We start from the raw sequence: 26,607 nt of genomic DNA on the forward strand, positions 1-26,607 counted from the left end.
GCATCCGTCATGGCCGGCCCGGAGTTTCTCGTGCGCCGACGCCGAACCGTAGCTCGACCCCGGCGGCGGCCCGCAATGCCCCCGCGGGGGCGCGCCACAGCCTCCCGGACGGCGTCGTCTCGAAGTTGGGCCGCAGCGGCACGCCCACACCCTCGACCCGCGCCCACAGCCCCCAACGCCGCGCGGGTCCGAGCCGCACGATCACCGCCGGACCGCCACCGAACCCCACCCAAGGGGCCGCCGCGGTGCCGGGTGGCTGCAGCGGCCCGGTGCCTCGACCGAACAGCGCGCCCGCATCGACGACTGCGCAGACCGGCAGCTCGACACGGCCGAAGCTCGGCGCGAAACAGCCGCGCAGCGACGCAACGAACAGCTGGAATCGTCCGCCGACCAACGCGTTCACGGGCGACTGCGTGGTCGTCGGCGTCCAGTACTGCAGCGCAAACTCGGCGCGCACCCACGGCTGCACGTACGCGAGGCCGAACGTGAGCAACGCGCTGGCCGCCGGCAGCGCGAAGAAGCCCGGACCGGCGCCGAGCTGGATCACGAGCGCACGCAGCGGTCGCCGCCGCGGGGCGACGAACGACGTCGGCGTGGGATCGCGGCGTGGCTCCGGCGCTGCGCTCGGCTCGGCCGCGGGCTCGAGCGCAGGCACCGGGACGGGCTCGGGCTGCGGCGGTGGCCCGGGTTCCGGTGCGGGATCGGTCTCGACCTCGGCCTCCGCGGCACGGGGATCGATCGCCAGCGCGAGCACGAGCGCGACCATGCGCGCGAGCTCGTCGCAGCCAGCGGCCTCCATGCGTCGCGAGCCCTCGCCGCCGTCGGTCGTGATCGATAGCGCGACCGCGAAACCACCGTCGCCGCGGCTCACCTCACCACGCGCGCGCAGCGGTCGCTGCGGCGACGGATCCCGCAGCAACGCCACCGCATCGGCCAGGACTGCGCTCGCGTCGGGACACGTCGCCGGTGCGTCCCACTGCAGCACCATCGCGCCCGCCTCGGCGTCCGAGGACACCGGAGCTGCGGGCGCCAGCCCGAGCACGGCCGCGAACCACAAGGACATCGACGGACTCGAATCTACCCCAGCGACGCGCCGCCATGCTCGCGCGCGACGGGTGGTCAGCGAGCTGGCCGCGCGAGCCGCTCGACCGCGCCGACGATCCGCGCGGCCTCGCAGCGACCACCGCCTGCAATCCAGGCCCCCGCATCGCGTGCGTCGAGGAACACCCGGACCCTGCTCGCCCGCGCGATCAGCAACATGCCGGTGCTCAGGCTCACGATCAGCGAGCCGAGCACACCGCGTCGGGCGATCACGACGGCACCACGGCCCATGACCTCGCCGATCGTCTGCGTGGCCCGGATTGCGGCCTGTCGGACGCCAGCGTCGAAGCGCGGCTCGACCTCGGGGCCGAGCACCGCGACGACATCGATCGGCGCGTCGACGAGGTGCGCATAGTTGCGGATCGACTCGGCCGCACCATCGCAGCCGTCGGCGGTGGAGTGCGCGTGCCAGTACCCCACCCACGCGTTGCCCCACATCGCCGCCGAGAACACGTCGTGGTGCTCGATCGACGCGTCGAAGGCGTCTTGCCCGTGGGGCTGCACGTCGTCCGAACCATCGGACGCATCCCGCGCGGGTTGATGTCGGCTCCGATTCGGGCCGCGATCGTCGGCCCCGGCGCTACGGGAAGACGTCCTCGGGCGCGTGGTTCTCGTGCTGATCGGCGAAGCACAGCAGCTGCGCCAGATCCGGGCTGTCGAAGCGCAGCGACCAGGTCCACGACAGTGCGGCGAAGCGGTCGTCGCCGGGCAAGAGCGGATCCAGCGTCATGAGGATCCGCAGGTCGGGTCGCATCGCGATGACCATGCGGAGGGTGTCGAGCTCGGGGCAGCCGTCGGGGCAGCGGTGCAGCAGCACGATGCCGCCGTGCTCGAGGTTGTGCACCCAATTGCCGCGCGGCACGACCTCGCTGTGCTCGCCCCAGGTCTCCCAGGTCGGGTAGTGCGTGCCCGAGGCCGGCGGATCGTGCAGCCAATCGATCACGCTGTCCTGCGCCACGTGCTCCGCGCCCTCCGAGCACAGCGGCGCGCCGACCACGTCGGGGCACACGTCGACGGTGCTGAAGCCGCTCGGCTCGGAGCCCGGATCGCAGGTCGACGGACCACCCTCGCTGCCGCCACCGCTCGAGCTCGCGTCGCCGGTGCTGTCGTTGCCACCGCTGCTCTCGCCGGCGCCCGAGGGCACGCACAGCTGCGCCTCGCACACCAGCGGATCGAGGCAAGCGCCCTCGATGCACGGACAGCCCGCAGTGCCGGCGGTGCACTCGTGCGGCACGCAGCGCCCGCTGGGATCGCACTCGAGATCCGTGTCGCAGGTGGAGTTCGGATAGCAGTCGCAGCCCGCGGCGCCCATGCAGGTCTCGCCGCCGCCGCCGGTCGATGTCGTCGTGCCGGCCGCGGTGAGGCCCGAGTCGCCGCCGGCGCTCGAAGGATCGAAGCAAGCCGCCAGCATGAGCACCGCACCAAGGACCAGCGCACGAACATCGACCATGGCGGGTCGAATGTAGCACGCGCGCTCGCCGTGCCAGCGGCGATACGAACCCGATCTTCGTTTCACCCGGTTCACCGACTCGGCGTATCGGCAAGCGTCCCAGCACCCGTCCGTCACATCGGGCGACCTCGCCGACTCGAACGTCGCGAGATGTTCGTTCACCGCAACCTGCTGCTCCCCGCCGCCTTGTTCGCGCCCGGCTGCCTCATCACTGGGGACGGTGACGACACCGGGCCCGTGGGCGACTCTGGTGCCCCCGCACCCATGGAGGTCGTCACCGTCGAGCTCGGCCCTGACGGTGGCGTGCTCGCCGACGAACACCTCGCGCTGCACGTGCCGGCCGGTGCACTCACCGAGACCACGATGCTCTCGATGTCGATACTCGAGGCGCCGGACGACGCGATCTCGCCGCGCTGGCACTTCGAGCCGGCGGGCCTCGCATTCGCGCAGCCGGTGTGGGTCGAGATCCAGCTCGACGACACCCAGGCCGGGACGCTGCTGTGGTCGGTCGAGGGCGACGCGAACGCGTTCGCGAGCATCGGTATCGCCGCCGGTGGCGTCGCATCGGGCTACACGACGCACTTCAGCGACGCCTACGTCGCGCCGGCGAGCTGCGAGGCCCCACCGCCCGCCATCACGCGTTGTGCGTGTCGAGCCGGCGACGAGATCGGCGACCTCGTGTGTCCCGTGGAGCCGGTCGACGGCGTGTGTCCCGACATCAACGGCTTCATGGGCCAAGACGGCGGCGGCTGCTCGGGCTACGCCCGCCGCGACGAGACCGAGTTCCACTGCGCCTGCTACTCCGACACCGACGGCTACCTGTGCCCCGAACCGCTGGTGCTGGGTCCGATGCAATCGTGTCCCACCGAAGGCGGCTTGAACGGACACGTCGGCGAGCCCGGTGCAGGCTGCAGCGGCTACACCATCGAGTACGACGCGGAGACGATGGAGTCGCAGAACAAGGGCGGCTCCGGCACGTTGGTCGATTGCTCGGAGGTCGTGATCAGCTCCGACGACGAGTCGGTCGGCGGCACGCTCGAGGGCTGCTACGAGACCTCGCCCGCACTACCGCCGTGCCAGACCGACGCCAACGGCAACGAGTACTACGGCGTCACCGCCGACTGCCAGACGCGCCTGAACACGAAGGCGATGAATGGCCAGACCACCGCTTGTCCGGCCAGCGTGGGCTCGGCCGCCACCGTGGGCTCGCGCGCCGGCAATCAGCTCGAGACGATCTTGAAGAGCGAGAACGGGCCCGACTGGTACACGCAGGTGACGGTGCCGTTCGGCGGCAAGGCCTCGTGCGACACCCTCGACCCGCTCGAGGCCCGCGGCGACGGTGCCATCGACGTGCTGCGCGTGGTGTCCCGCTCCGCCAGCGAGACCGTGATCGAGATCGCCGAGATCAAGCCGCTGACGGCCACCGGCATCCCCGCCGGCTTCCACGAGGTCTACGAGTGCTACCAGGATGTGCTCGCCTCGGTCGGTGCCCACTGCGACGACGAGGTGCCCGACATGTTCGTGGCGCAGTTCTGCAGCGCCATCGGTGCGACCGGCACCAAGGTCGTGGTCGCCGATCCGATCGGCCTCGAGATCGGTGCGCGGTCGTTCCAGTACGAAGCAGCCGACGGCAGCAAGCACCCGATGGACGTGATGACCTGCTTCCCCGGCGTCATCGCGTATGCGTGCAACCCATAGACCGCCGGGAGCGCCGCTCCAGACGGAACACTCGCGGCGTCGACGTGGGTGCGCGTGCGCGCGGGTCCACGATCGTTCGGCCAGTCGTGGGCGTCGCTCGGGTACTCGATCCGCGAAGCAGCGCCAGGAGTGACACGCGTCGGCGACGTCTCGCCGCGATGATCGAACGGTCGATTCGCCCGTCGAGCGAGCGCGAGACCCCATCTTCTCCGCCAGCGATCGAATAGCCGCGCGATCGATGGCGCGGGTCGTGAGCGCTCGGTTGCACGCCGCCGCTGGGTCCGTGAACAATCGCCGGCGATTCGTGACGGCGAGCGGCGCATGCCTGGTGATCGAACTGGTGACCCTCGCGGATTCGGCGGTGGCCGCCGCGTTGGTCCGGCGCTGGGCTGCGCGCGAAGGTCTCGATGGCACGACCGCGGCCGAGCTGGCGACCTGTGCCTCGGAGCTCGCCAGCAACGTGGTGCGCCACGGCGGCGGCGGCCGCCTCGAGGTCGGCACAGACGACGAGCGTGTGGTGCTGCGGGCCAACGACCGCGGCCGAGGTGAGCCCGAGCGACTCGCGGCCCACCTGCACGAGGTGCGTGCGCGCCCGGCCACGGTACGCGACGAGCACGGCCTGGCCACGGTGCTGCGCTGGATGGACGAGGTCGACGTCCGTGCTCGACGCGGTGGCGGGGTCGAATTCGTGGCGGCGAGACTTCGCGCGCGGAGGGTGCGGCGATGACGATGAACGCCCACCGTCGTGTGCTCGCGGTGATGTGCGCATCGATGTCGCGGATCAATGCCGAGTCGCTGCTGGCCCGCGCACTCGTCAGCTGCAAGCTCACGCCCGACACCCTCCGGCTCGATCACGTGCAGCTGCTGCTCGCGCCGCTCACCCCCGGGCTGCGCACGTTCCTCGGCGACGCCACCGCATCGTATGTCCTCGGCCAGCTCCGCGCGCTGCGAACCGTCACCGTGCCGCCACCGGCGCGCGTCGAGGTCCGCGCGGAGCCCGACATCGTGGCGGCACGTCTCGCAGCGCGCGAGCACTGCCTGGCCCACGGCATCAACAGCTTCGCCCAGCAGCGCGTGCTCACGGTCGTCAGCGAGCTCGCTCGCAACATCGTCGCCTACTCGCTCGGCGGCGCCATCGATCTGATGAGCGACGAGACCTCGATCACCGTGCGGGCCACGGATCGCGGGCCCGGCATCGCCAATCTCGACGAGATCCTCGCCGGCCGCTACCGCAGCCGTACCGGCCTGGGCCTCGGGATCCTCGGGGTCAAGCGACTCGTCAACGACATGCGGATCTCGAGCGGCACCGAGGGCACGCTGGTGGTCGCGAAGGTGTTGGTCTCGTGATGCTCGAGTTTGGTGCGACCGTGCGCGCGTATCCCGGCGAGGCGTGCTCCGGCGACGCGGCGGTGATCCACAACGACGCCGACGCGGTGTTGTTCGGGGTCGTCGATGCGCTCGGCCACGGCACCGCAGCGGCCGCGGCGGCCAACCGTGCGACGGAGCTGCTGTCGGGCACTTCGCTGCGCGAGCCGATCGCGACGATTGTGCGCGAGCTCGACCTCGGTCTGCGTGGGGGCCGGGGCGCCGCGGCGATGCTGTGCCTGGTTCGCGGCGACGAACTCGAGGGTTGCGGGGTCGGCAATGTCGAGCTGCGCACCATCGGCATGCGGATCGGCGTGGTCACGACCCCTGGCGTGCTCGGTCGCGGGCCGGCGGTGCGCCCTCGAACCTTCGCCGCGCGCTTGGTCCCCGGCGTGCGCATGGTGGTGTTCAGCGACGGCGTGTCGGGCCGGCTGCGCGCCGATCATCGCCGTGCCCTCGCTGCCCAGGCCGCCAGCGCGGCGCTACTGGAAGAGTGGGGCCGCGAAACCGACGACGCGGCGGTGCTCGTCGCAGATGTGACCCCATGAACGGCGCTCCGATCTCGATCATCCGTCTGTGGCACGTGGTGCTGGTCCCGCTCCAGGGCGAGATCTCCGATCACCACGCCGAGGAACTCACCGATCGCGTCCTGCACCACGTGGCGCGGACGGGGCCGCGCGGCCTGGTGATCGATCTGTCCGGCGTGGCACTGATCGACAGCCACCTGTGCGCGGTGGTGGCGAACCTCGCCACCGCCGCACGCCTGATGGGCACCGACAGTTTCGTCAGCGGCATCAGCCCGGAGATCGCGCTCACCCTCGAGACCATGGGCGTGTCATTCGACCGCATCTCCACGGTACGCAACCTCGAAGACGCCCTGTCGTCGTTCGACATCGCGCCGGCATCGAACCGGCGACTTCTGCCCCCGCACGAGGATCGCGATGGCCACGAAAATCGGTGAACACGAGTTCGAGATAGATCCACCCGATGTGGTGATCATGCGCTGGCGTGGTGCCCTCACGCCGACGGAGTTCGGCCGCGGCATCGAGTACCTGCGCGGCAAGTGCAGCGACTGGCCGCACATGCTGCTGCTCGCCGACTTGTCCGGCGTCACGACGATCCCGGCCGATGTCCGGCGCATCGTGCCCGAGCTGACCGCGTGGATGCCGTTTCGGGGGGTCGTGATCACGGGCGCCAGCTTCACGATCCGCACCGTCGCGGTGATGCTGTTCAAGGTGATCAATCTCGTCCGCGGCACCGACAACCCCACCCACTACGCGAGCAGCGAGGAGGACGCGCGCCAGTGGCTCGCGCAGCGCCGACGTGAGCTCGCCGAGGCCGCAGGAGGTGATCGATGAAGGCCCCGCGCAGCGTCCAGATCGACGCATCTCGCATCGATCGCCTGCTCGGCGCGCTCGCCTGCGTCTCCGTCGACCGCTTCGACGATCCCGACTCGCACGTGACGCCGGCGGCCGAGGACGAGTTCGGGCTGCTCGAGGGCGCGTTCCAGATCTTCATCGGCGAGCTCGCCGAGGCCAAGGCCGCGGCGCAGCGGGCGATCGAGCAGCAGCGCATGACGATCTCGGCGCTGTCGACCCCGATCATCGACGTCTGGGAGGGCGTGGTCACGCTTCCGCTCGTCGGCGTCATCGACACCCAGCGCGCGGTCGAGATGACCGAGCGCCTGCTGGCGCGCATCGTCGAGTCCGGCGCCCGCGCCGTCATCATCGACCTCACCGGCGTCGAGGTCGTCGACACCGCGACGGCCGATCACCTGGTGAGACTGACGCGGGCGGCGGGCCTGCTCGGCGCGCGCTGCTTCGTGACCGGCATCGGTCCCAACATCGCGCGCACGCTCGTCGGCATGGGCGTCGATCTCGGCGGGGTGCGGACCATGCGAACGCTGAAGGAAGCCCTGCGTGCCTGCATCGACGAAGGCGCCGCGGCACCGCGCTAGCAATCCCGCGACCGCGATGCCGACGCACTAACCTGGCTGCGGCGCCGCAGCCGGCGCCCCCGGATCGGCCGGGAGCTCGCCGGCGCCCGCCATGCGGTAGCGACCCGACTCCATCGCCCAGTCGAGGTTGCCGCGCATCCACGCACGCAGGTTCTCGACGTAACGAGCGAGCTCGGCGTCCCGCGGCGCGCCAAAGCACGGCAGGTTGTCGGCCAGCGCGATGAACTCGCGTACGCGCGCGTCGAGCTGCTGCTGGGCCAGTGCCACCGCGTGGGCCCAGTTGCCCCGACAGCGCTCGTGCTGCAGCACCACCACCAGGTTGTGGACATTGCCCTCGGCGATCTCCTTGGGCAGCGACGCCAGATCGTTGGTCCAGCACACCACGTCGTTGCACATGACGGCGAGCGCCGAGACGTCGGGGTGGTCGAGCATCTCGTCATCGAGCACGAGCTCTTCGCAGACCTCGATGAGCTCGATCGCCGTCTGCACGGCACCGGCGGCCCGGCGCATGTGAATGTACTCCTGCAACCCGGGCGTGCGGCGGGCCGCGCGGTTGCGGGCCTCCCACAAGCAGCCCTCGAAGTAGGTCTCGACGGCGGCGGCAAAGCGAGCCTGCCACGCCGGCCGGGCCACCGCGAAGATGCCCGCCACGAGATCGTGCAGCGCGACCGCGAGCGGGGGATCGGCGGCATCGACCGGCCCGCCGCGCAGCACCGGCACGAGCCGCGCATAGAGTCGTGACATCGCCTCGGGGTCGCGGCCGATCGCTGCGGCGTCGCAGGCGTCGTCGTGTGCGAACAACCACAGGTTCCAGCGCGAGACCAGCACCAGGCCCTCGACCGGCGCGGTGGGATATGCCCGCGAGGACAGCCACGCGAAGCGAGCGGCGCGCAGGCGGGCGACCCCGACGGGGTTCACCAAGCCGGCCACCAACGCCCACTCGACACTACGAGCGTCGGCTTCGTCGACGGCCGGGTTGATCCGAGAGACGAACGGAACGAACAGCGGCAACAGCTTGTCGTGTGGGTGCATCGGCGATGACCGTGGGCGAAACGAACTGGCCCAGTTCGAAACGTTGCACCGAGCACGCGTGTTGATCCAATCGATTCGTCACAGCATCACGAATTCATCGCTGCACGGTGCGGCACGATGGGTCTCGCGGTGAACCACGGCGATCGCTCGCGGCGACCGCCACACGAAGATCATCACTGGCCGAGCGGCCGCGACGATCGATGTGGCCGAATGATCGCGATCAATCGAACGCGTGGGCTGCAGGTCGCGCTCACGCGCTCGACGATCTGCGTGGCCGAATGATCGCGGCCGATCGAACAGCCACCGCTCGGTCCGCCACAGCGGTGCTCAAGCGCCGCAGCCACCGCCCTCGAGCAGGTCGCAGTAGCGGGCGCTGAAGGTGCCGCTGATCGATCCCTCGGGCGCATCGAACATGAAGGCGCCCTCGATCATCGGCTCGGCGACGTCCAGCATCGTCACCGCCGAGACCTCGACGGTGGCGACGTCGAAGAAGTAGCCCCCGGGCATCACGACGAAGTCGGCGTCCCAGGTGCCCGGCGCGAGCTCGTCGCTGGGCACCTCCAGGTTGATGAGCAGCGAGTCCACCGGCATGGTGTTCGACTCGGACCAGGCCGCGAGCGCGGCGACGTCGGTGGCGACGCTGACGTCGAGGCCGAAGGGACACTTGCCGCCACCCGCGCGCCCGAACGCGGCGGCGTGCAGCGACAGCGCCGCGAAATCGCCGGTGCCGACGATGTCGGCGTTGTCCACCACGGGCAGCTCGCAGATGTCGGGTGGCTCGCCGAGGTCGACGGGGCCCGGTGGATCCGGGTCGACGTCGAAGGCCCCGAGGTCGTACTTCAACGTGGTATCGGCGCCCGAGGAATCGGCGACGGTGACGTTCGAGGTCACGCTGGCCGCGGTGGCCGTCATCGCCCCGGTGACCGTGTCCGCGCTGCCCGGACCCTGGGTCCCGTCGGTGCCGCCGGAGTCCGCGACGGCGCCGCTGCTGTCACCACCGTCGCCACCTCCGACCGTGGGCCCACAGCCGATCGCAACCGACGCGACGATCGCGAAGCGCAGGCGTGCGGCCTGCGTGCCCGGCCGCATCATCGGGGGCGAGACGGGGACGAGAGTCATCGGCGACGCGAACCCACGCATGGTGGCGATGATCGCCGACCGCCGCGCGCCTGCCAATCGGCAATCAGAAGTCGATCGACAGGTGCCCGATCAGCCCCACGTCGCGGAAGCGGGCGTAGTAGACGTGCACGGTGTCGCCGTCCTCGCGGATGGCGAAGCGGGTGGTGTCGAGCCCGGGACGCGAGGCCAGCTCGGTGTAGCTGTCGTCGGCGGCGTCGTAGACGTGCAGGCCGCTGCCGGTGCCGACCCACAGGCGGCCCTGCGAGTCGACGTGGAGGTCGGCGTCGTAGCCGAGGTTGAGATCGAACTGGCTGATGATGTTGCCGTCGGCGATGCGGAACTTGTAGACGGTGTCATTGGCCCCGACCATCAGGTGATCGATGCCGTCGAAGGCCGCGCCCTCGATGACGACGCCCGATGCGTTGTCCCACAGGTTCTCGCCGCTCTCGAACTCGCTCCACGCGTTGGCGTCCGACAGCGCGAGGATCGAGGTGTCCTCGGTGCCGCCGAAGAACTCGCCGTGGGAGAAGAAGGTCGCCCCGCCGCCGCGGGCCACGCTCCAGACCTCGTCGAGATTGTCGAGCGGCGGCGTGAGCGTGGGGCTCGCGATGATGGTCTGGCTCGGCTGCAGGTCCATGTTCGCGAGGTTCGTGTAGCGGAACACGTTGCTGCTGTAGCTGCCCGACACGAACAGCGCACCCTCGATCGCATCGATGCCGTAGCACAGGTACGAGCTCGTGGGCGAGGCCGCCGTCGAGGCCGCGCCGGCGACACCGCCGGGGATCGGGATGCGTCGCACCACGCATGGATCGCCGAAGTTGGATGGCACGCCGGTGATGAAGAGCGACTGCGAGCCCTCGTCGTAGGCGATGCCACCGAACTCCTGCACCACCGCGTCGGAGTCGTCGAAGAAGTCGGGGTCGTAGTCGAAGGTCGTGAACTCCACGACCTGATCGAGGGTGTTGACCATGCCGTCGGGATCGGGGAAGTCGGCCTCGACCGTGATCGTGTGCGTGGTGCCACCCGGCAGTTGGTTGGTGTCCGGCATCAGGAAGGCGGCCGGGAACACGCCCGCGATGCAGGTGGGATCGGCATCGGGCGGACACGGCATCGGTGAGATGGGCTGCGGCGCGCTGCCGTTCTGGCTCACGAGGATGTGCCCGACCGCGTCGTTGGTGCTCACCACGCGATCGAAGTAGAGCAGGAAGTAGCCCGACAGCGGCGCGTTCGCGTCGCCGTCCATCGGCACGCTCATGATGATGCGGGGCCCGAGCTCCGCCGCGCCGGTGCTCGAATCGGGGTCGACCGTGGGATCGGTCTCGCCGGTGGTGGTGACCGACGTGGGGCTGGTGTTGCTCGCGCTGTCGACGGTGGCCGACTGCGTGCTCAGGCTATCCGACGCGGTGACGTCGGCGTTCGACGTCGAGCCGAAGGTGCCGGCGTCGGTGTCCGTGGTCCCGCTGGTGACCAGGGGATCGGGGGAGAAGCACGCGGTCGACAGCGAACCCAGGACTGCAAGCGGAACAAAGCCACGCATGACCACGATGCTGGCCGACAAATCATCCGCTCGCAAGACGCTCGCAAGACGCTCGCAAGACGCTCGCGGCTGCGCCCGTCGGCATCGGGGCCGAGGCGGTGTTATCCCGTCGCGGAGTCTCATCGCGGTCTGCTAGGTTCGCCGGCAATGATCACCGTGCTCGGCTGCGGCCTCCTGGGAACCGGCTTCGTGCGCGCGATGCTGCGGCGCGGCGAGGTCGTGCGGGTGTGGAATCGAACCCCCGAGCGCGCGCACGCCCTCGAGGCCGCGGGCGCGATCGCGTTCGTCGACGCGGCGGCGGCGGTCGAGGGCGTGACGCGGATCCACGTGGTGCTGTCCGACGACGCTGCGGTCGAGGCCGTGCTGGCCGCCGCGACGCCGGCCGCTGGCACGCGGATCTACGATCACACCACGACCTCCACCGCCGGTGCGCTCGCCCGCACCGCGGCCATGCGCGCGCGCGGGGTCCACTACCTGCACGCGCCGGTCTTCATGGGGCCCGGCAACGCCGAGGCCGCCACCGGACTGATGTTGGTCTCGGGCGATCGCGATCGCGTCGCCGAGGCAACCCCGCTGCTCACACCGATGACCGGCAAGCTGGTCGACCTCGGCGAGCGCGTCGACGCAGCCGCGGCCTTCAAGCTGCTGGGCAACCTGCTGCTGATGGCGATCACCGCGGGCTTCACCGACATGCTGGCGCTCGCGCAATCGATGTCGCTGCCGCCGGCGGCGCTGACGACCCTGCTGCAGCACTTCAACCCCGGCGCATCGCTGCCGGCCCGGCTCGCGCGCATGCTCGAGAAGCCGTGGGATCGGCCGTCGTGGACGCTCGCGATGGCGCGCAAGGACGCGCGGCTGGTGCAGGCGGAGTGCGACGCCGCCGACGTGCCGCTCACGATGCTGCCGCCGGTCGCGGCTCGGATGGATGCGCTCATCGCCGAGGGCCACGGCGAGCACGACTGGACCGTGCTCGCGCAGGCGTTCCTCGACGACGCGCCGATGTAGCCCGCGGGCTACATCGGGTCCAGCGGTCGACCACCGCGGCGATCGACGGGTGCGGGTCGCGGCTCGGGTGCAGTGCCACCATCGACGATCGGATCGACGCCGTCCCCACAGCGGCAGGCCCCATCGCGATACTCGGAGCTGCCGCCGTCGGCACAGCGCATGTAGATCCCGCACTGTCGCGAGGGCTTCGCCCCGGTCGGCGCCGAGCGGCAGTTGCAGCCGGCGTCCAGCATGAACCCACCGTTGCAGAGCATCAGGCTCTCACGACACTCGAACGACGCGTCGACCAGCGCGCCCCCAGACAACGACAGACAGTCGAGATCCGACGACGGCTGGACCTCGCCCTCGGGGTTGGGGTTGACGGTGCGAGGATCGATGGCGCCGGCCTCGATCAACGCGAGCGCATCGCTCATCTCGAGCAGCTCGAGCGTGAGCGCCCGGCACTCCGCGGTGGTGGCGAACTCGCTGCCGAGCTCGCTGCCCGACTCACCGGGCGCCGGCGGCGGCACCGGCTCGCCATCGGCGTCGTACTCCTGCTGCGACACGATGTTGCCGTCGGCGTCGTAGTCGGTCTCGAGCCGCGAGCCATCGGGCCCATGGTCCGTGGTATGGCTGGTGCCGTCCGAGTTGCGGGTCTCTTCGCGCAGGGGTGCGCCCGAGGGGTCGTTGTAGCTGGTATGCGTGATCTCGCCGTCGGCGTTGCGCGTGACCTCCATTGCGGTGACGCCAGCACCGTTGGCGTAGCTCGTGGTCGTCGATCCATCGTCGTTGTAGCGCACCTCGTAGACCAGCTGCCCGCCGTCGTCCGGCGGCGAGGTGTAGAACGACTCGCTGACGACGTGCGCGTCGCCGTTCTTGTCGAGCTTGGTCGTCGTCGTGCTGTACGGGGTCTCCGGCAGCGGGAACACCCAGTCGAACGTCGAGCCACCGCCGTAGGGATAGCTGTCGGCCAGCGGGTTGCCACCGCCGCCCTCGAGCATCGACTCGGCGCACGCCATCATCAGGCCCGTGACGCGCTCGGCACGGGTCTCCTGATGCGACATGAGGCAGTCGAGCAGCGAGACCTCGCCGCCGTAGCCGAGGCCGAGGTCACCACCCATGCCACCACCGCCACCACCGCCTTGGCCCCCTTCGCCCTGGTCGCACAGCGCCTGCATCATCGCGCCGAGCTCCGAGCCCCAACGCGCCTCGAATGCCTCGAGCGCGCCGGGGCTGCACCACGCGTCCTGCATCGCCGACTCGAGATCGAGCACGCCGGTTGCGGCCTGGGTCGCCAACACGGTGCCGGCCAGCGCCGCCGGCACGTAGTGCACCAGCGGGCTGCCCGCGCGGACCATCGGCAACAGCGCGTTGGGTCGCGGATGCTCCTCGACCTCGACCGTGTCGGCGAGCTCCGAGAGCATCTCGCGCGCCGCAACGAAGCCGGCGAAGTCGACCCCACCGAGGGCGGCGGCGGTCGACACCAGCGTGCCCTCGAGACCATGGACGCCGCGCTCGTGCGCGACGTCGACGTAGGCACGCAGGGCAGCCTCGAGCTCCGACTTCGACGCGTACTGGATCGCCTCGAGCTGGGTCGTGGTGGCGAATCGCAGGGCCTTGGCGTGGCCGGCCTCGAACGCATCGGCGATCGCGTGTGCGACCTCGTACTCGTGCTCGTAGTCGTCGTCGACCGGGGCTGCGTCCGCGCGGCCGGGCAGTGCGAGCACGGTGGTGATGGCCAAGGCAGCGAGCACGCCGGTGCGCGCGACATTCGTTGGGCGAAGCTTCATGCCGCACGACCTGTGCAACCGACATGCCGCGCGCGACACCGCGTGAACCCGCAACCGAACGACACGCGCGCCGAGTGGCGGACCGCCTGCGTCCCATGGGACAGCCCACGGGGCGAGCACGGACGAGGTCCCGCGTCAGCCCTTCACGCCGCCGGACGCGAGCCCGGCGACCAGATGGCGCTGCGCGACGTAGAACAGCGCCATCACCGGTAGCGAGACCACCAAGGCGCCGGCGGCGAAGGCCTCCCACTTGGCGTCGTACTCGCCGACGAAGCGCTGCAGCATCACCGGCAGCGTGAACATGCTGGCGTCATCGAGCAGGGTCGCGGCGAGGATGAACTCGTTGTAGGCGCTCATGAAGGCGAACAACGCCGTGACCGCGATGGCCGGCCGCGCGACCGGCAGCACCACCCGCACGAACGCGCCCAGGCGCGTGGCGCCGTCGACCATCGCGGCCTCCTCGAGATCGACGGGGATGGCCTCGAACGCCGCGCGCAGCTGGAAGATCGCGAACGGCACCGCCGTGCTCGCGTAGCACAGCACCAGCCCGGTGCGGGTGTTGAGCAGAGCGAGCGCGTCGAGGATGAGGTACAGAGGGATCGCGCTCGCGACCGCAGGGAACATCTGCGTCGCGAGCAGCACCGCGAGGCCGCGCCGCTTGCCGACGAACTCGAAGCGCGCGAGCGCATAGGCGGTGGGAATCGCGATGAGCACGCCGACGATCGCGGTCGCGAGCGAGACCACCAGCGAGTTGGCGAGCTGGCGCCCGAACAGCCACACCTCGTGGTCGCCGGACTCGCCGGCGACCTTGGCGGTCGCGCCGACGACCTCCTCGAGGTGACGCAGGGTCGGCTGGTCGGGCCACGGCACCACCGCGGGCTCGGGCGCCGGCGTGCCCGAGAACGCCAGCGCAGCGACCCATGCCACCGGATAGAGCGCGAACGCGACGCCGACCAGCAGCATCGCGTGCACGGCGAACGACTCGAGCAGTCGGCGACGCGCGGTCGCGGTCATGCGCGTCGCCATCAGCCGCCCATCCTCGCGACCGTGCGCGCACGCAGGCGATCGAGGCCGCGCGTGAGCCCGAACAACAACACGAAGATCAACACCGCATAGGCCGCGGCATAGCCATACTGCGCGTCGCGGGTGAAGGCCCAGCGGTAGGCCTCCGACACCAGGATGTCGGTGGTGCCGTCGGGCTCGCCGCCCGAGACCAGGAACACCACGTTGAACATGTTGAAGGTCCAGATCGCACCCAGCGTGACCGCCGGCACCAGCGAGGGGCCGATCATCGGCAGCGTGACGTGGCGGAAGCGCTGCCAGCGACTGGCGCCGTCCACCTCGGCGGCCTCGAGCACGTCCTTGGGCACGGCCCCGAGCGCGGCGACCGTGACCACCATCATGAACGGGAAGCCGAGCCAGGCATTCGTGATGACGTTGGCCGCGAACGCGGTGGAGAAGCGCGAGAACCACGAGATGGGCTCGATCGGCGTGTCGGTCCACGCCGAGATCGCCTGCAGCAGCCCCGTGACCGCGCCGAACTGCCGGTGGAACATGCCCTTCCACGCCAGCGCGGTGACGTAGTTCGGCACCGCCCAAGGGATGATCAGCAGCACACGGTAGAGCGCGCGCATGCGCAGCACCGGGCGCGCGAGCATCAGCCCCAGCGCCACGCCGATGCCGACGTGCAGCAGCACGTTGATCGCCGTCCACGCCAGCGTGACCAGCAGTGTCAGCCAGAACGAGCCACTCGCCAGCAGCGGGCCGCCGCGCGCGGTGACGATCTCGACGAAGTTGTAGGCGCCGACGTAGTGCACGTCGCCCGGCGGGCCACCGAAGAGCGAGGTCGCGGCGCCCACCACCAACGGCAGCACCACCAGCACGCCGACTGCGATCACGGCGTGGGCCACCCACGCCCACGCGGGCAGCGAGCGGCGCACCGCCTGGCGACTCTCGGGTCGGCGCACGCGCACGACCAGCCACCACGCGCCCCACAGCGCAAAGCCGCCGAGCAGGGCGACCGGCAGCCACGTCGACGAACGCGGCGGCGGCGGACGCATGATCAGCTCGAAGCGGCGCTGGGCCTCGGCCAGCGCCGCGACCGGCTCGGCGTCGCCGCGCAGGACCTTGCGGATGGCCTTGTTCGCGGGTTCCCACGCGGCGCGCATCTGCGGCGAGCTCGACATCGGGATCGCCTTCGCGGCCTGCTCGGCAAACGCCCGGACGATGGCGTCATCGGCGACGATGTCGCGCCGGGCCGACACCGCGCGCGCGCGATCCATCCGCGCCCGCGCGGCGTCGCTGCTCGCGAGCATCGCGGCCAGTGCACGGGCGCCCGGCTTGGTGGCGCCCTGCGGCGACAGCATCACCGCCTCGACGGTGAGCAGCGGCTGCAGCGGGGCCCCGGTGCGCGCCAGCGAAGGCAGCGGGATCACGTGGTAGCGCCGTGCGCCCTCGGCGGTCAGCTCGGCGGCGAGCCACGGCCCACTCATCGCGAACGCGGCCTTGCCGGCGCGGAACAGGTTGGTCACCAGCGCGCCATCGGCATCGCGCGGCACCACACCGCGATCGAGCAGCTCGCGCACGAACAGCAGCGAGTCCTGGGCGGGCTCGCCGAAGAACGCGTACTGCTCGCGCTCGTCGAGCAGGCGCCCACCGAAGGCGTGCAGCAGCGCCGCGTGGGCGTAGGCGTTCTGCGCCTCGTAGGCCAGCGCGACCACGCCCGGCGGCAGGCTCGGGGCCAGCGCGACGATGTCCTCGAAGTGCTCCGGGTCGCGGGCAACCAGCGCGTCGTCGACGTACAGCGCGAGCGACTTGAGCGACAGCGGCAGCGCATGTGGCTCGCCATCGAGGCTCACGGCCGCGCGCGCGACGTCGACGTACGCGGTCTCGTCCCACGCGTCGCCCACCGGCGCGACGAGCTGCCGGCGTCGGTACTCACCGAGCCGCTCGTGCGAGTCGATGTAGACGTCGGGCCCCTCGCCGAACGGGATCGCACTGCCGAGCTTGGCGGAGAACGCATCGTACGGCACCGCCAACAGCTCGACCTGCAGCTCGGGGTGCGCAGCGGCGAAGCGCTCGACCAGCGCCTGCGCGACGGCCTCTTCTTCGCCGCGCCACGAGTGCCACAGACGAATGCGCTCGGCCGCCAGACCCAGCCGCGGGGCGAGCAGCACCAGCAGCGCGATCCAGACGCCCAGCAGCACGCCGACGCCACGCCGGCCTCGCGCCCGCGCGCTCACGAGCGCGGAGCCTCGTCGCGCAGCGCGAGCCCGGTGTCGCGATCGAACAGGTGCAGCTGGTTCACCCGCAGGCGCAGCCGCGTCCCCTTGGCCGGGCCGCTGTGCCCATCGAATGCGGCCACGAAGGCGGTGTCGGCGATGCGGCCGTGGACGTGCACGGTCGGCCCCAGCGTCTCGACCAGCTCGACCACAAACGGCAGGCCGTCGTCGGCGATCGTCACGTCCTGGGGGCGGATGCCGAGCTCGAGCGCGCGCTCCGGCGCGAGCGCGGACGCCAGCGCGCTGGGCACGTGGGTGCCGTCGACGAGCGCGAGCATGCCGGCGCCGACCACCTTCGCCGGCAGGAAGTTCATCGCCGGGCTGCCGAGAAAACCGGCGACGAAGCGATTCGCCGGCCGCTGGTAGACCTCGAGCGGCGCGCCGATCTGCTGCACGCGCCCGCGATCGAGCACCACCAGATGATCGGCGAGCGTCATCGCCTCCACCTGATCGTGGGTGACGTAGATCGAGGTTGCGCCGAGCTCGTCGTGGAGCTTGCGGATCTCGACCCGCACCTGGTTGCGCAGCGCGGGGTCCAGGTTCGACAGCGGCTCGTCGAACATGAACACCGCCGGCCGACGCACGATCGCGCGGCCCATCGCGACCCGCTGACGCTGACCGCCGCTCAGTGCCCGGGGATGGCGGTCGAGCAGGTGCTCGATCGACAGCAGCTTGGCGACCTCGGCGACCCGCGCGTCGATGACCGCGCGATCGACCTTGCGCAGCTCCAGGCCGAACGCGAGGTTGCGACGCACGGTCATGTGGGGATAGAGCGCGTACGACTGGAACACCATCGCGACGTCGCGGTCGCGCGGCACATCGTGGGTCACGTCGCGGCCACCGAACTCGATGCGCCCGGCGGTGACCTCCTCGAGCCCCGCGATGCAGCGCAGCAGCGTCGACTTGCCGCAGCCACTGCTGCCGACCAGCACGATGAACGCGCCATCGGGGAAGTGCGCGTCGACGCCGTCGAGCACGACGGTGTCGCCGAAGCGCTTGCCCACGTCATGGAGGCGCACGTCGACCATGGATCCGGCGCATGCTATCAGCCTGCGCGGCTGCGCCAAGCCTGGCGCAGCATCGGCCGCTGCCTGGGCGCTGCCTGGCCACTGTACCCCCCGCACGCGCGTTGCTATCGTGGGCGGATGCTGTCGCGCGCCGCTTGCCTGGTCGTCCTCGTGTGTCTCGCCACGTCCTGCAGCGACGACGGTGCCGCCAACGGCGATGCGGCGTCACTCGGCGATGGCACCTCCGCGGCCACTGTCGGCACCGAGGGCCACGGCACCACCTTCGGCGACGAAGCCAGCGGTGGCCAGGCGCAGACCAGCGCGACCGGACCCGGCGCAGACACCAGCGCCGACACCGGCAGCGACACCGGCAACGACACCGGCCCGAGCCCCGGCGACGACGGCATCGGCGAGTGGATCGACGAGCCCGGTGCCTGCCCCGATGGCGCGGTGCAGGTCGACATCCACGACGCCGAGGAGATGGCCAGCGCGGCGCGGGGCGAGAGCGGCACCGACGCGACCTGCTTCTTCGTGCACGACGGCGTGTACGAGCAGACCAGCGGCTCGCCGCTCCTGTACTTCTTGCGCGGGGGCACGGCCGAGCAGCCGCTGGTGTGGGTCGGCGAGTCGCGCGACGGCGTGATCGTGCGCAGCCGCGCGACCTTCGAGCACGACGGCAGCTCGAGCTCGGACCACATCGTGCTGTCGAACATGACCTTCGACATCTCGACCCAGACCAGCACCGACGCCTACAACACCATCACGGTGCTGGGCAGCGACATCACGCTCACGCACCTCACGCTCACCGGCGACTGCCAGCACGGCGCCCGCGGGGGCCACGTCGAGATCCCCGGCCGCGACGACGGCTCGGGCTCGAGCGGCATCACCGTCGAGGCGTGCTTGATCGAGAACTTCGGGCGCTGCGGCACCGACGACGGTGCGCTCGATCACGGCGTGTACATCTCGGCCGGCAGCGACCTGGTGCTGCGCAACAACGTCATCCGCGGCAACGCCTCGCGGGGCATCCAGGTCTACACCCACTACGAGGACTCCTCGCTGAGCATCGACGGCCTGCTGGTCGAGCGCAACCGCATCCTCGAGAACGGCCATGCCGACTACCAAGACGGCATGGTGATCAATGGCAACGTCGGTGGCGGCTACGATGGACCGCTGACGAACGTCATCATCCGCAACAACATCTTCTACGGCAACTACTACTCGGGCATCCGCTTCGTCGGTAACGCGGTCTCTTCGGTCGAGATCACCCAGAACACCTTCGTCGAGGACGGCACGGGCTCGAGCAGCGCCAACCGCTCGGAGATCAATGTCGACGAGGGCACGCCGGACGCGAACGTCTCGCGGAACATCTTCGTCGCGCTCGAGCAGCTGACCAACGGCTGCGCCGGGACGCTCGCGATCGACGACAACGTCGTGTTCGGCGGCGATGCGAGCGGTGCCTGCGTCACCGGCGTGCAGATGCTCGATCCCGAGCTGGTCGATCCCGCCGGCGGAGACTTCCACGCCCAAGCCGCCGCGGCCGCGGGCTACGGCGCGTACGGGCCATAGGGCCCCTTCGACGCGAAGCCGGGAGGGCGCCGGCCCGAGCGATTCTGCACCCGCAGGAAATCGGCGGGCGCCTCCGTCACACGGCGATCGAGCGGCCCCACCGGCGAAATGCCGCTGTCCCGCACCTCGTTGTCCCTCGCCGTTGCGATCGCCATCGGCGGCACCGCGGCCATCGCCAGCTCCGCGCCGGTGCAACCGAGCCAACCGGTACCGCACACCACCGCGCCGACCACCCCGCCGGTCGTCCCCGCCGGCGCATGCTCCGTTCCCTCGGAGGCCAAGTGCCTGTCGATCGTGAAGGTCAACGGCGAGGACATCCCGTACCTCGAGACCCCGTGCGGCATCGCGAATCGCGAGGCCTGCCGCGATGCGGTGGAGGACAAGCTCGAGGACTACAAGGGCGTCAACGCGGGCTCGTCGGCGAAGCCGACCGTCAAGATGTTGCAGCCGTCCAAGAGCGAGATGCCCAAGAACCTGCGCGACGGCAAGTACAAGAAGTTCGCGCCGTCGTCGTCCCGGCTCACCTCGGACCGCGCGACCCTCCGGACCAAGTACGCCAAGTCCGATGACCTGCTCGCGGGCTACGGCGGCTACGACACCGCGGCGGCACCACCGGCTGCGCGCAAGGAGACCGTGCTGGGCGTCGAGGCGCTGCAGTACTGGCGCAACCCCAGCTGGAACACCAACGCGCTCGCGGTCTCGGGGTGCAAGGAGTACGCGTACTCGCGCAGCTTCACCGCCGCGCGGTTCATCGATGCGTCGTCGCGATGCCGCGGTGACAAGGAGTGTGTGTTCGACGTCGCGTACTTCGCGGGCAACGGCGGCATCGCCGATCGCAAACTGAAGGACGAGGCCGACAACGAGACCGCGCGACAGCTGACGTTGCCCACCGGTTTGAAGCCCAAGAACGAGATGTTCGTGCCATCGGTCGAGCGCTTCGTGCGGGCCAACGGTCGCGACGCCAAGCTCGCCGACACCCCCGCCATCCTCGCGCTCGAGGCGGCGCTGAAGGCGGGCCAGAAGTACTACAGCATCGGCACGTGCCAAGGCTCCGGCTGCGACGACGACCGAAGCTTCAAGGACGTCTGGGCCTACCACAAGAAGATGCACTTCGCGACCATCTCGGTCAGCGAGGCGGAGGCCGAGGAGTACGCGCGTCGATTGGCGCGTTTCCGCGGCCTGCTCGACCAGTACCGCGCGGCGGTGGCCAACGAAGCAATTCCCGAGCAGCGTGCGGAGCAAGAGTTCGTACTGCCGATCGACATGCAGTCGCGCGATCCATTCGAGCGCTACGATCTCGAGAAGAAGTACATGGAGCATCGTCGCGATCAGTACATCCAGCTGAAGAATCGCTTCGGCAATCAGATCTTCCAGAAGAGCCGTACCGACGCGCTGCACCAGATCAAGTTGGGCGCGCAGCCCCAGCAGCAGGGCGCTCGCGAGGCGGCGCCCGCAACCGGCATGCTGGCCATGCCCGCACCGGCACAGCCCACCCACAACGGAACCGCCACCCAGGGGCCCGCGCCGCAGGTCAACTCGAACTGCATCCGGCCCGACGACGACTGGGGCATGGAGACCGACTTCCGGGGCCCCATCAGCTGTCGCATCGGCCAGTTCCTGCGGGCCGAGTGGGCCCGCAAGGAGGCCGGGCAACTCAGCTGCCTCGATCCGGCGAATCGACGCTGCGACTGGACGATGGAGATGTTCGAGCAGAGCGTGCTCATCCAGATGCCCGCGCTCGACGCCCAGATCGCCGACGAGCAATTCTGCAAGGCGTTCAAGACCCCGGACACCTTCGAGACGGTCAACACCTGGCCGGGGACCTCGATGGACGGCTTCCCGAACCTGGCCCGTGTCGACGCACGCCTGCGCGAGATGCAGCGCGTCGTACAGGAGGAGCTCAAGGCCGTCGATCAGTACTTGATGGGCCACAAGGAGAACAACGGCGGTCGCATCCTCGGCAAGGACTGGAAGGGGGGCGACTACGCCGGTGACAAGGAATCGTTCGGCGCCGGCTACGACTACGACATCGGGTGGCGCGTGCAGCCGGCGACCAAGTCCGGCGGCGACGTGTGCGAGCTCGAGGGCTCGGTCCACGGCAACATGAGCTTCGACGCCTACCTCTCGGGCAAGAGCTTCCCGATCGTGAGCGGCGCGGTGCAGGTGCGATCCAAGCCGCGCGCCGACGGCCACGCGCAGTACAAGGCGCACCTGAAGATGTTCGACATCTCGCTCTACCAGTCGAAGGACGCGGCGTGGGCCGGCACGCAGACCTTCGGCGGGAGCGACACACCCGGCAAGAGCATCAGCGTGCCCGATCCGAAGCCGCGCTTCGACATCCTGGTCGGGTTCGTGCCGGTCTCGGGCCAGGTCTGGGGCGAGCTGATGTTCGGCTCCGGCCTGGAGGTGGGCGGCACCGCCTCCACCTCGTGCAGCACCACGCAGCCGAAGTTCGGCGTCAACGGTGCGTACATCCCGGTGTTCATGGCCTTCGGCAACGGCAAGGTCGGCGTCGGGATCGCGGGTCTGGTGAGCGCGGGCATCCGCGCGTCGCTGCTGCTCACCATGATCAGCACGCCGATCGACTTCGCGCTCGGCATCGGCAGCAAGAACGGCATCCCGGCGGTCACGTTCGGCTCCGACCTGCGGCTGATGCTCGGCACCCTCGGCGGCCGCGTCTCGCTCTACCTCGAGTTCCTGCTCTACGAGGAGGAGTTCGAGCTCGTCCGCTGGAAGGGCCTGTTCAGCGACGTCCCGCTGATGAAGCTCGCCGCCAACGTCTCGTTCATGGGGTTGAAGTGATGCGCACCGCGATCCTCACCGTGCTGTTGGCCGTCGCGTGCGGCCAGGCGACCCCCTCGGCCGCGGTCTCGCCCGCGCCCCTCGAGCAACAGGCGTCGCGTGCACCGGGCCTGCGCGTCGGCGATCGCCACACCTACGAGCTGGCGTGGCACGCCGACGCGACCCGCCGGCGCGACGGCAGCGGCATCTCCGGCGCGCTCGATCTCGAGGGCGAGCTGGCGGTCAGCGTGCTGTCGTCGGGCCCCGAGGGCACGCGGCTGTCGCTGTCGTTCGCGAGCCTGCGCCGCCACGAGCTGCGGGCACAGAACCTGCCCATCGAGCTCGACCCGGTGTTGCTGCTGGGGCGACGCGCGGAGCTGCTGGTCGGTGAACACGGTGACGTGCACCGGGCCTTCTTCGATCCCGCCGATCCGCCGGTGTTCCGCGAGCTCATGACCGGCGTCATCGCGCGGCTCGATCTGCGCGGCAGCGACCCTGGCGAGCCCTCGCGAACCATTCGCAGCGGACACGGGCTGGTCGAGGCGACCTATCGCGAAGACGGCGACCACGTGGTGACCCGCGAGCTCTCGCAGGTGCTTCGCTTCGACACGGCCCCCGGCACCGCCGTCGGTGCCGAGGCGTTGGTGGCGACCGGGCGCATCGAGCTCGACGCGGATCGCGTGCCCACGCGCATCGAGCTGGTCGACAGCGTCGACCTGCCCGGCGACAACGGGATCATCGCGGACGATCGCTTCACGCTGACCCGCATCGGCGTCGATCGCAGCGACGCGATGCCGCTGTTGGACCCAATCGAGATCGATCCCAACGCCGCCCCCGACATGGCCGCCGCTGCACGCGAGGTCGACCGGCAGTACGCGGCCGAGATCACCGCGCAGGACCTCTCGATCGCGCTGATGGCGGCCGATGGCGGCTTGCAGCCGGCGGCGGGCGAGTTCTCGCAGGCGGTCGCGTACCTGCGCGGCTGGCCCGAGCGCGCCGACGAGGTCTCGGCGATGGTGATGCGATCCGACGGCGGCGGCCGACAGCTCGGCTTCGACATGCTCGCGGCCGCCGGCACCCTGCAGGCGCAGGCGGCGATGCGTGAGCTGTTGTCGCAACCCGAGGCGCGCACGTGGCCCGAGCGGATGGTGTTGGTGCAGCGCTTTGCCTTCGTCGCGGCGCCGACCGCCGAGTCCGGCGAGTTCCTGCTCGCCTTGGCCGACGCCGCCGACGAGGCCGGCGATCACGAGCTGCACCGCGGCGCGCTGCATGTCATGGGCGTGGTGGCCGAGCGCGTCGACGACCTGTGGCTGGCCGAGCGGCTGCACGCGCGGCTGGTCACGCTCGCCGCCGACGAGGACGGCTTCCTGCGCGCCGGTGCCATCGCCGGCCTGGGCAACGCCAAGCGCCCCGACGACGTCGCGCGGCTGCTGCTCGCGACGACCGACGGCGACTCCGACGTGCGCATCGAGGCGGTCTCGGGTCTGCGGCACTGGCCGCGCCAGGACGCGACCGCCGCGCTGCTCGACGCCCTCGCCGACGAAGACCGCGCGGTGGCATCGGTTGCGCTCGACGTGCTGCGCAAGCGTCACTACGAAGGCCGCATCGACGCGCGCTTCATCGAGCGCGCACGGGTCGGACAGTACAACGCCGAGCTCGACGGCATGGTGGTCTCCGCGCTGGTCGACGCCCAGCCCGATCCTGCGCTCGTCGCCGACGCCCACGTCGCGCTCGCGGCGATCCAGGCCCGCACCGTCGACCACGAGCTCGCCGATCACATCGGCGAGCTGCTGTGATCGCGAGCCCTCACCCGACGAACTTCGACAGCAGTCGGATGTAGCGGATCTGGTAGCCATTCGACGGCTCGGTGACCGACCACGAGTCGATCGGCCAGCCGTCGTTGAACTGCGCGTACGACTTCTGCGGCGGCTGCCCGGAGGGCGGGGACAACGGCGCCGCACCGCAGTCGTAGCCGCTGCAGCCGCCCGGGCAGCAACCATCCCACGCATAGCTGGGGTTGGGCCCGCCGACGAGGTAGCCCGGCGGCGGGCCGTACATCGACACGCCGGTCTCGTCCCACAGCGAGCCGTGCGAGAACCACGCATGATAGATCGTGCGCACCGAGTTGCTGGCGCCGTACGCCTCCATCGTCGAGAGGTAGACCAGCTGCAGCGGGTTCACGCCGTGGATGTAGTGCACGAACCGCTCGGCCGCCCGCGCGGCCGCGGCCGCATCGACACCCGCGACGTCGTACGCGACGACATCGAACAAGAGGTTGCCCTGGTCGGCTTTGACTTGGTTGCTGCCCCAGACGTAGACGTAGGTGTACGCGAGGTACGGATCGGGATCGTCCTGCAGCGCGCCGAGGTTGTTGCCGCTGGCGACGCCCTCGGCGTAGGCCGCGAGGATTTCGTCGACCCGGGCCGGGGTCGCGTTGGCGGTGCCGGCGTACTCGAGCAGCGCGTCCTGCTCTTCGACCGCGAACATGTCGAGGTAACCCGAGCCCATCAGCTGGGTCTGCCCGAGGTTGGCGTCGACCACCGTGCGGTAGCTGGTGTCGCCCGTGAGTCCGAACAGGAACACCGCCGCCTGTAGCCGCTTGATGTCGCGGCCGTGATCGTCGACCTCTTGCTCGCCGGCACCGATGACGCCGCTGTTGTAGAAGATCGCCGACGGGTTGGCCTCGGCCCACGACCACGCATCCTCGGCCCGCACCGCAAGCTCGGCGGCGAAGCCCGGAAACGCGTCCTCGTGCGCGGCGTAGACCTGCGACGCGAACGCGAACGCGGCCGCGGTCGAGTACGACGCCGAGGTCGACGCGGGTCCGTAGTGGCACGGGCTGGTGACCTGCGAAGGCGCGGTGTTGGGGTCGCCACCGAAGGGCGGGTACTCGGGGCCGTCTTGGCCGACGATGCTGAGCACCGAGCCGTCGGCGCCCTGCATGCGCACGAGCCAGTCGAGGTTCCACTTCAGCTCGTCGAGCACGTCGGGCACGCCGTTGCCCGACTCGGGGATGCCGTAGTCGTCGGTGAAGGCGCTGGGGTGCTCGCGGTACGATCGCAGCAGGCCCAACGCATAGCTCGCCGACCAGTTGGTGTACTTGTTGACGTCGCCGGCGTCCCACCAACCGCCGTGCAGATCGCGGGGGCTGCCGCCGGTGTGCAGCTCGCACGCGGGCCCCTGCCCCGGCCCGACGTACGACGCGCCATCGGCCCAGTCGTCGCCGGCGAACTGCGCCTCCTTGGCGAAGCCGTCGCGCTGGTAGAACAGCATCCGCACCGCCTGCGCGAGCACGTCGGCGTAGACGTCGTCGGCGATGCGGAACACGTCCGAGCGCACCTGGCGCTCGACGTCGAGCACGTAGTACTGCCCCGGCGTGACGACCTCGGTGAAATCGAAGCGCCACGCGAGGTCGCCCGACGATGCATCGACGGCGCCACCGTTCCATGGCACCGGTGCGCCCTCGAACACGCTCTGACCCGAGACGGCATCGATCAGCTGATAGCTCGCGCCCGGCACGAACGCGCTGCCGGCATCGAAGCCGGTCATCGGGCTGCGCACGACCGCGAGCTTCTCGGCAGCGACGCGGTAGCCGAACTGATCCACCACCACGTTCGGGCTGAGCGGCTGCGTCGGATCGGGCACGTCGCCGGTGCTGCCGTCGTCGCCGTCGGTCGAGTCCGCGCCACCGGTGGGGGTGCTGCTCGCCGAGCCCGCGGTCGACGACACGCCGGTGCTGGGATCGCCGAAGCTCGCGGCGCTGTCGGTGCCACCACCCTCGTGGGTGCTCGCGCCATGGGACGCGGGGTCGCTGCAACCAGCGACGACCAGCAACGACATCGTGAGGGACGGGCGAAGGCAGCGGGGCATCGGACCTCGAGTCCGATGGGATACGCGGGCGACGGGTTCCGGCCGACGGAAATCACTGCGGCGCACGTG

The 26,607-nt window shown here is 70.4% G+C and carries 23 protein-coding genes; 11 read left to right on the forward strand and 12 right to left on the reverse strand.

Annotation, left to right across the window (positions count from 1 at the left end; genetic code table 11):
* Positions 1-7: 7 nt before the first annotated feature.
* The 3 genes from IPH07_21810 to IPH07_21820 form a co-directional block, all read right to left on the reverse strand.
* Complete coding sequence (locus IPH07_21810; GenBank protein ID MBK6920050.1) at positions 8-1,063, reverse strand: hypothetical protein; 1,056 nt, start codon at positions 1,061-1,063, stop codon at positions 8-10.
* Positions 1,064-1,119: 56 nt separating this feature from the next.
* Complete coding sequence (locus IPH07_21815; GenBank protein ID MBK6920051.1) at positions 1,120-1,605, reverse strand: hypothetical protein; 486 nt, start codon at positions 1,603-1,605, stop codon at positions 1,120-1,122.
* Positions 1,606-1,681: 76 nt separating this feature from the next.
* Positions 1,682-2,551 (reverse strand): DUF3105 domain-containing protein, encoded by an 870-nt coding sequence (locus IPH07_21820; GenBank protein ID MBK6920052.1) that lies wholly within the window; start codon positions 2,549-2,551, stop codon positions 1,682-1,684.
* Between the two features lie 150 nt (positions 2,552-2,701).
* On the opposite strand from IPH07_21820, the gene IPH07_21825 reads away from it, so the two are divergent.
* From IPH07_21825 to IPH07_21855, 7 genes are all read left to right on the forward strand, one after another.
* Positions 2,702-4,249: a hypothetical protein gene (locus tag IPH07_21825; GenBank protein ID MBK6920053.1), complete on the forward strand. Its 1,548-nt coding sequence runs from the start codon at positions 2,702-2,704 to the stop codon at positions 4,247-4,249.
* A 304-nt stretch (positions 4,250-4,553) separates the two neighbouring features.
* Positions 4,554-4,976, forward strand: coding sequence for an ATP-binding protein (locus tag IPH07_21830; protein ID MBK6920054.1), 423 nt, complete (start codon positions 4,554-4,556; stop codon positions 4,974-4,976).
* Positions 4,973-5,596, forward strand: a complete 624-nt coding sequence (locus IPH07_21835) for an ATP-binding protein (protein ID MBK6920055.1) — start codon at positions 4,973-4,975, stop codon at positions 5,594-5,596. Before IPH07_21830 ends, IPH07_21835 begins: the two co-directional genes overlap by 4 nt.
* Positions 5,593-6,162: a SpoIIE family protein phosphatase gene (locus IPH07_21840; GenBank protein MBK6920056.1), complete on the forward strand. Its 570-nt coding sequence runs from the start codon at positions 5,593-5,595 to the stop codon at positions 6,160-6,162. The genes IPH07_21835 and IPH07_21840 overlap by 4 nt, the downstream gene beginning before the upstream one ends.
* Positions 6,159-6,575: an STAS domain-containing protein gene (locus IPH07_21845; protein ID MBK6920057.1), complete on the forward strand. Its 417-nt coding sequence runs from the start codon at positions 6,159-6,161 to the stop codon at positions 6,573-6,575. The genes IPH07_21840 and IPH07_21845 overlap by 4 nt, the downstream gene beginning before the upstream one ends.
* The gene (locus IPH07_21850; protein MBK6920058.1) at positions 6,556-6,972 is read left to right on the forward strand and encodes a hypothetical protein; all 417 of its coding nucleotides are present in this window, start codon (positions 6,556-6,558) and stop codon (positions 6,970-6,972) included. Before IPH07_21845 ends, IPH07_21850 begins: the two co-directional genes overlap by 20 nt.
* The gene (locus IPH07_21855) at positions 6,969-7,571 is read left to right on the forward strand and encodes an STAS domain-containing protein (protein ID MBK6920059.1); all 603 of its coding nucleotides are present in this window, start codon (positions 6,969-6,971) and stop codon (positions 7,569-7,571) included. Before IPH07_21850 ends, IPH07_21855 begins: the two co-directional genes overlap by 4 nt.
* Positions 7,572-7,598: 27 nt before the next feature.
* On the opposite strand, the gene IPH07_21860 is transcribed toward IPH07_21855, so the two are convergent.
* From IPH07_21860 to IPH07_21870, 3 genes are all read right to left on the reverse strand, one after another.
* Positions 7,599-8,603 carry a hypothetical protein gene (locus tag IPH07_21860; GenBank protein MBK6920060.1) on the reverse strand — a complete coding sequence of 335 codons (1,005 nt, stop codon included), beginning with the start codon at positions 8,601-8,603 and terminating at the stop codon, positions 7,599-7,601.
* Positions 8,604-8,930: 327 nt separating this feature from the next.
* A complete protein-coding gene (locus IPH07_21865; GenBank protein ID MBK6920061.1) occupies positions 8,931-9,722 on the reverse strand; it encodes a hypothetical protein in 792 nt (263 codons plus the stop codon).
* A gap of 64 nt (positions 9,723-9,786) precedes the next feature.
* Positions 9,787-11,259: a hypothetical protein gene (locus IPH07_21870; GenBank protein MBK6920062.1), complete on the reverse strand. Its 1,473-nt coding sequence runs from the start codon at positions 11,257-11,259 to the stop codon at positions 9,787-9,789.
* A 147-nt stretch (positions 11,260-11,406) separates the two neighbouring features.
* Between IPH07_21870 and IPH07_21875 the strand changes: the two genes are divergently transcribed.
* Positions 11,407-12,264 (forward strand): NAD(P)-dependent oxidoreductase, encoded by an 858-nt coding sequence (locus tag IPH07_21875; GenBank protein ID MBK6920063.1) that lies wholly within the window; start codon positions 11,407-11,409, stop codon positions 12,262-12,264.
* Positions 12,265-12,272: 8 nt separating this feature from the next.
* Here the strand turns inward: IPH07_21875 and IPH07_21880 are convergent, their stop codons facing one another.
* The 4 genes from IPH07_21880 to ugpC form a co-directional block, all read right to left on the reverse strand.
* Positions 12,273-14,033: an RHS repeat protein gene (locus IPH07_21880; protein MBK6920064.1), complete on the reverse strand. Its 1,761-nt coding sequence runs from the start codon at positions 14,031-14,033 to the stop codon at positions 12,273-12,275.
* 135 nt (positions 14,034-14,168) lie between these two features.
* Positions 14,169-15,047 carry an ABC transporter permease subunit gene (locus IPH07_21885; GenBank protein ID MBK6920065.1) on the reverse strand — a complete coding sequence of 293 codons (879 nt, stop codon included), beginning with the start codon at positions 15,045-15,047 and terminating at the stop codon, positions 14,169-14,171.
* 11 nt (positions 15,048-15,058) lie between these two features.
* On the reverse strand, positions 15,059-17,239 hold the full coding sequence (locus tag IPH07_21890) for an extracellular solute-binding protein (protein MBK6920066.1): 2,181 nt from the start codon (positions 17,237-17,239) through the stop codon (positions 15,059-15,061).
* Positions 17,240-17,271: 32 nt separating this feature from the next.
* A complete protein-coding gene (gene ugpC, locus IPH07_21895) occupies positions 17,272-18,342 on the reverse strand; it encodes a sn-glycerol-3-phosphate ABC transporter ATP-binding protein UgpC (protein ID MBK6920067.1) in 1,071 nt (356 codons plus the stop codon).
* A gap of 117 nt (positions 18,343-18,459) precedes the next feature.
* Here ugpC and IPH07_21900 point away from each other — a divergent pair, with 117 nt between their 5' ends.
* A complete protein-coding gene (locus IPH07_21900; protein ID MBK6920068.1) occupies positions 18,460-19,887 on the forward strand; it encodes a right-handed parallel beta-helix repeat-containing protein in 1,428 nt (475 codons plus the stop codon).
* Here IPH07_21900 and IPH07_21905 read toward each other — a convergent pair.
* Entirely contained in the window at positions 19,866-20,192 is a 327-nt protein-coding gene (locus IPH07_21905) for a hypothetical protein (GenBank protein MBK6920069.1), read from the reverse strand. The genes IPH07_21900 and IPH07_21905 overlap by 22 nt on opposite strands.
* Between IPH07_21905 and IPH07_21910 the strand changes: the two genes are divergently transcribed.
* Together IPH07_21910 and IPH07_21915 are read left to right on the forward strand one after the other, a co-directional pair.
* Positions 20,182-22,689: a hypothetical protein gene (locus tag IPH07_21910; GenBank protein ID MBK6920070.1), complete on the forward strand. Its 2,508-nt coding sequence runs from the start codon at positions 20,182-20,184 to the stop codon at positions 22,687-22,689. The two genes, IPH07_21905 and IPH07_21910, sit on opposite strands and share 11 nt — an antisense overlap.
* Positions 22,689-24,464, forward strand: a complete 1,776-nt coding sequence (locus IPH07_21915; GenBank protein ID MBK6920071.1) for a hypothetical protein — start codon at positions 22,689-22,691, stop codon at positions 24,462-24,464. Before IPH07_21910 ends, IPH07_21915 begins: the two co-directional genes overlap by 1 nt.
* Positions 24,465-24,474: 10 nt before the next feature.
* Here the strand turns inward: IPH07_21915 and IPH07_21920 are convergent, their stop codons facing one another.
* Entirely contained in the window at positions 24,475-26,508 is a 2,034-nt protein-coding gene (locus IPH07_21920; protein ID MBK6920072.1) for a glycoside hydrolase family 9 protein, read from the reverse strand.
* Between the last annotated feature and the right edge of the window lie 99 nt (positions 26,509-26,607).

It is taken from the genome of Deltaproteobacteria bacterium, from assembly GCA_016709225.1.
Lineage (GTDB): Bacteria > Myxococcota_A > Polyangia > Nannocystales > Nannocystaceae > Xiheibacterium > Xiheibacterium phototrophicum.

Coding starts and splice junctions, on each gene's coding strand:
- IPH07_21810 (MBK6920050.1), bottom strand. CDS start 1,063: ATGTCCTTGTGGTTCGCGGCCGTGCTCGGGCTGGCGCCCGCAGCTCCG.
- IPH07_21820 (MBK6920052.1), bottom strand. CDS start 2,551: ATGGTCGATGTTCGTGCGCTGGTCCTTGGTGCGGTGCTCATGCTGGCG.
- IPH07_21825 (MBK6920053.1), top strand. CDS start 2,702: ATGTTCGTTCACCGCAACCTGCTGCTCCCCGCCGCCTTGTTCGCGCCC.
- IPH07_21835 (MBK6920055.1), top strand. CDS start 4,973: ATGACGATGAACGCCCACCGTCGTGTGCTCGCGGTGATGTGCGCATCG.
- IPH07_21845 (MBK6920057.1), top strand. CDS start 6,159: ATGAACGGCGCTCCGATCTCGATCATCCGTCTGTGGCACGTGGTGCTG.
- IPH07_21850 (MBK6920058.1), top strand. CDS start 6,556: ATGGCCACGAAAATCGGTGAACACGAGTTCGAGATAGATCCACCCGAT.
- IPH07_21855 (MBK6920059.1), top strand. CDS start 6,969: ATGAAGGCCCCGCGCAGCGTCCAGATCGACGCATCTCGCATCGATCGC.
- IPH07_21860 (MBK6920060.1), bottom strand. CDS start 8,603: ATGCACCCACACGACAAGCTGTTGCCGCTGTTCGTTCCGTTCGTCTCT.
- IPH07_21865 (MBK6920061.1), bottom strand. CDS start 9,722: ATGACTCTCGTCCCCGTCTCGCCCCCGATGATGCGGCCGGGCACGCAG.
- IPH07_21870 (MBK6920062.1), bottom strand. CDS start 11,259: ATGCGTGGCTTTGTTCCGCTTGCAGTCCTGGGTTCGCTGTCGACCGCG.
- IPH07_21875 (MBK6920063.1), top strand. CDS start 11,407: ATGATCACCGTGCTCGGCTGCGGCCTCCTGGGAACCGGCTTCGTGCGC.
- IPH07_21880 (MBK6920064.1), bottom strand. CDS start 14,033: ATGAAGCTTCGCCCAACGAATGTCGCGCGCACCGGCGTGCTCGCTGCC.
- IPH07_21885 (MBK6920065.1), bottom strand. CDS start 15,047: ATGACCGCGACCGCGCGTCGCCGACTGCTCGAGTCGTTCGCCGTGCAC.
- ugpC (MBK6920067.1), bottom strand. CDS start 18,342: ATGGTCGACGTGCGCCTCCATGACGTGGGCAAGCGCTTCGGCGACACC.
- IPH07_21900 (MBK6920068.1), top strand. CDS start 18,460: ATGCTGTCGCGCGCCGCTTGCCTGGTCGTCCTCGTGTGTCTCGCCACG.
- IPH07_21915 (MBK6920071.1), top strand. CDS start 22,689: ATGCGCACCGCGATCCTCACCGTGCTGTTGGCCGTCGCGTGCGGCCAG.
- IPH07_21920 (MBK6920072.1), bottom strand. CDS start 26,508: ATGTCGTTGCTGGTCGTCGCTGGTTGCAGCGACCCCGCGTCCCATGGC.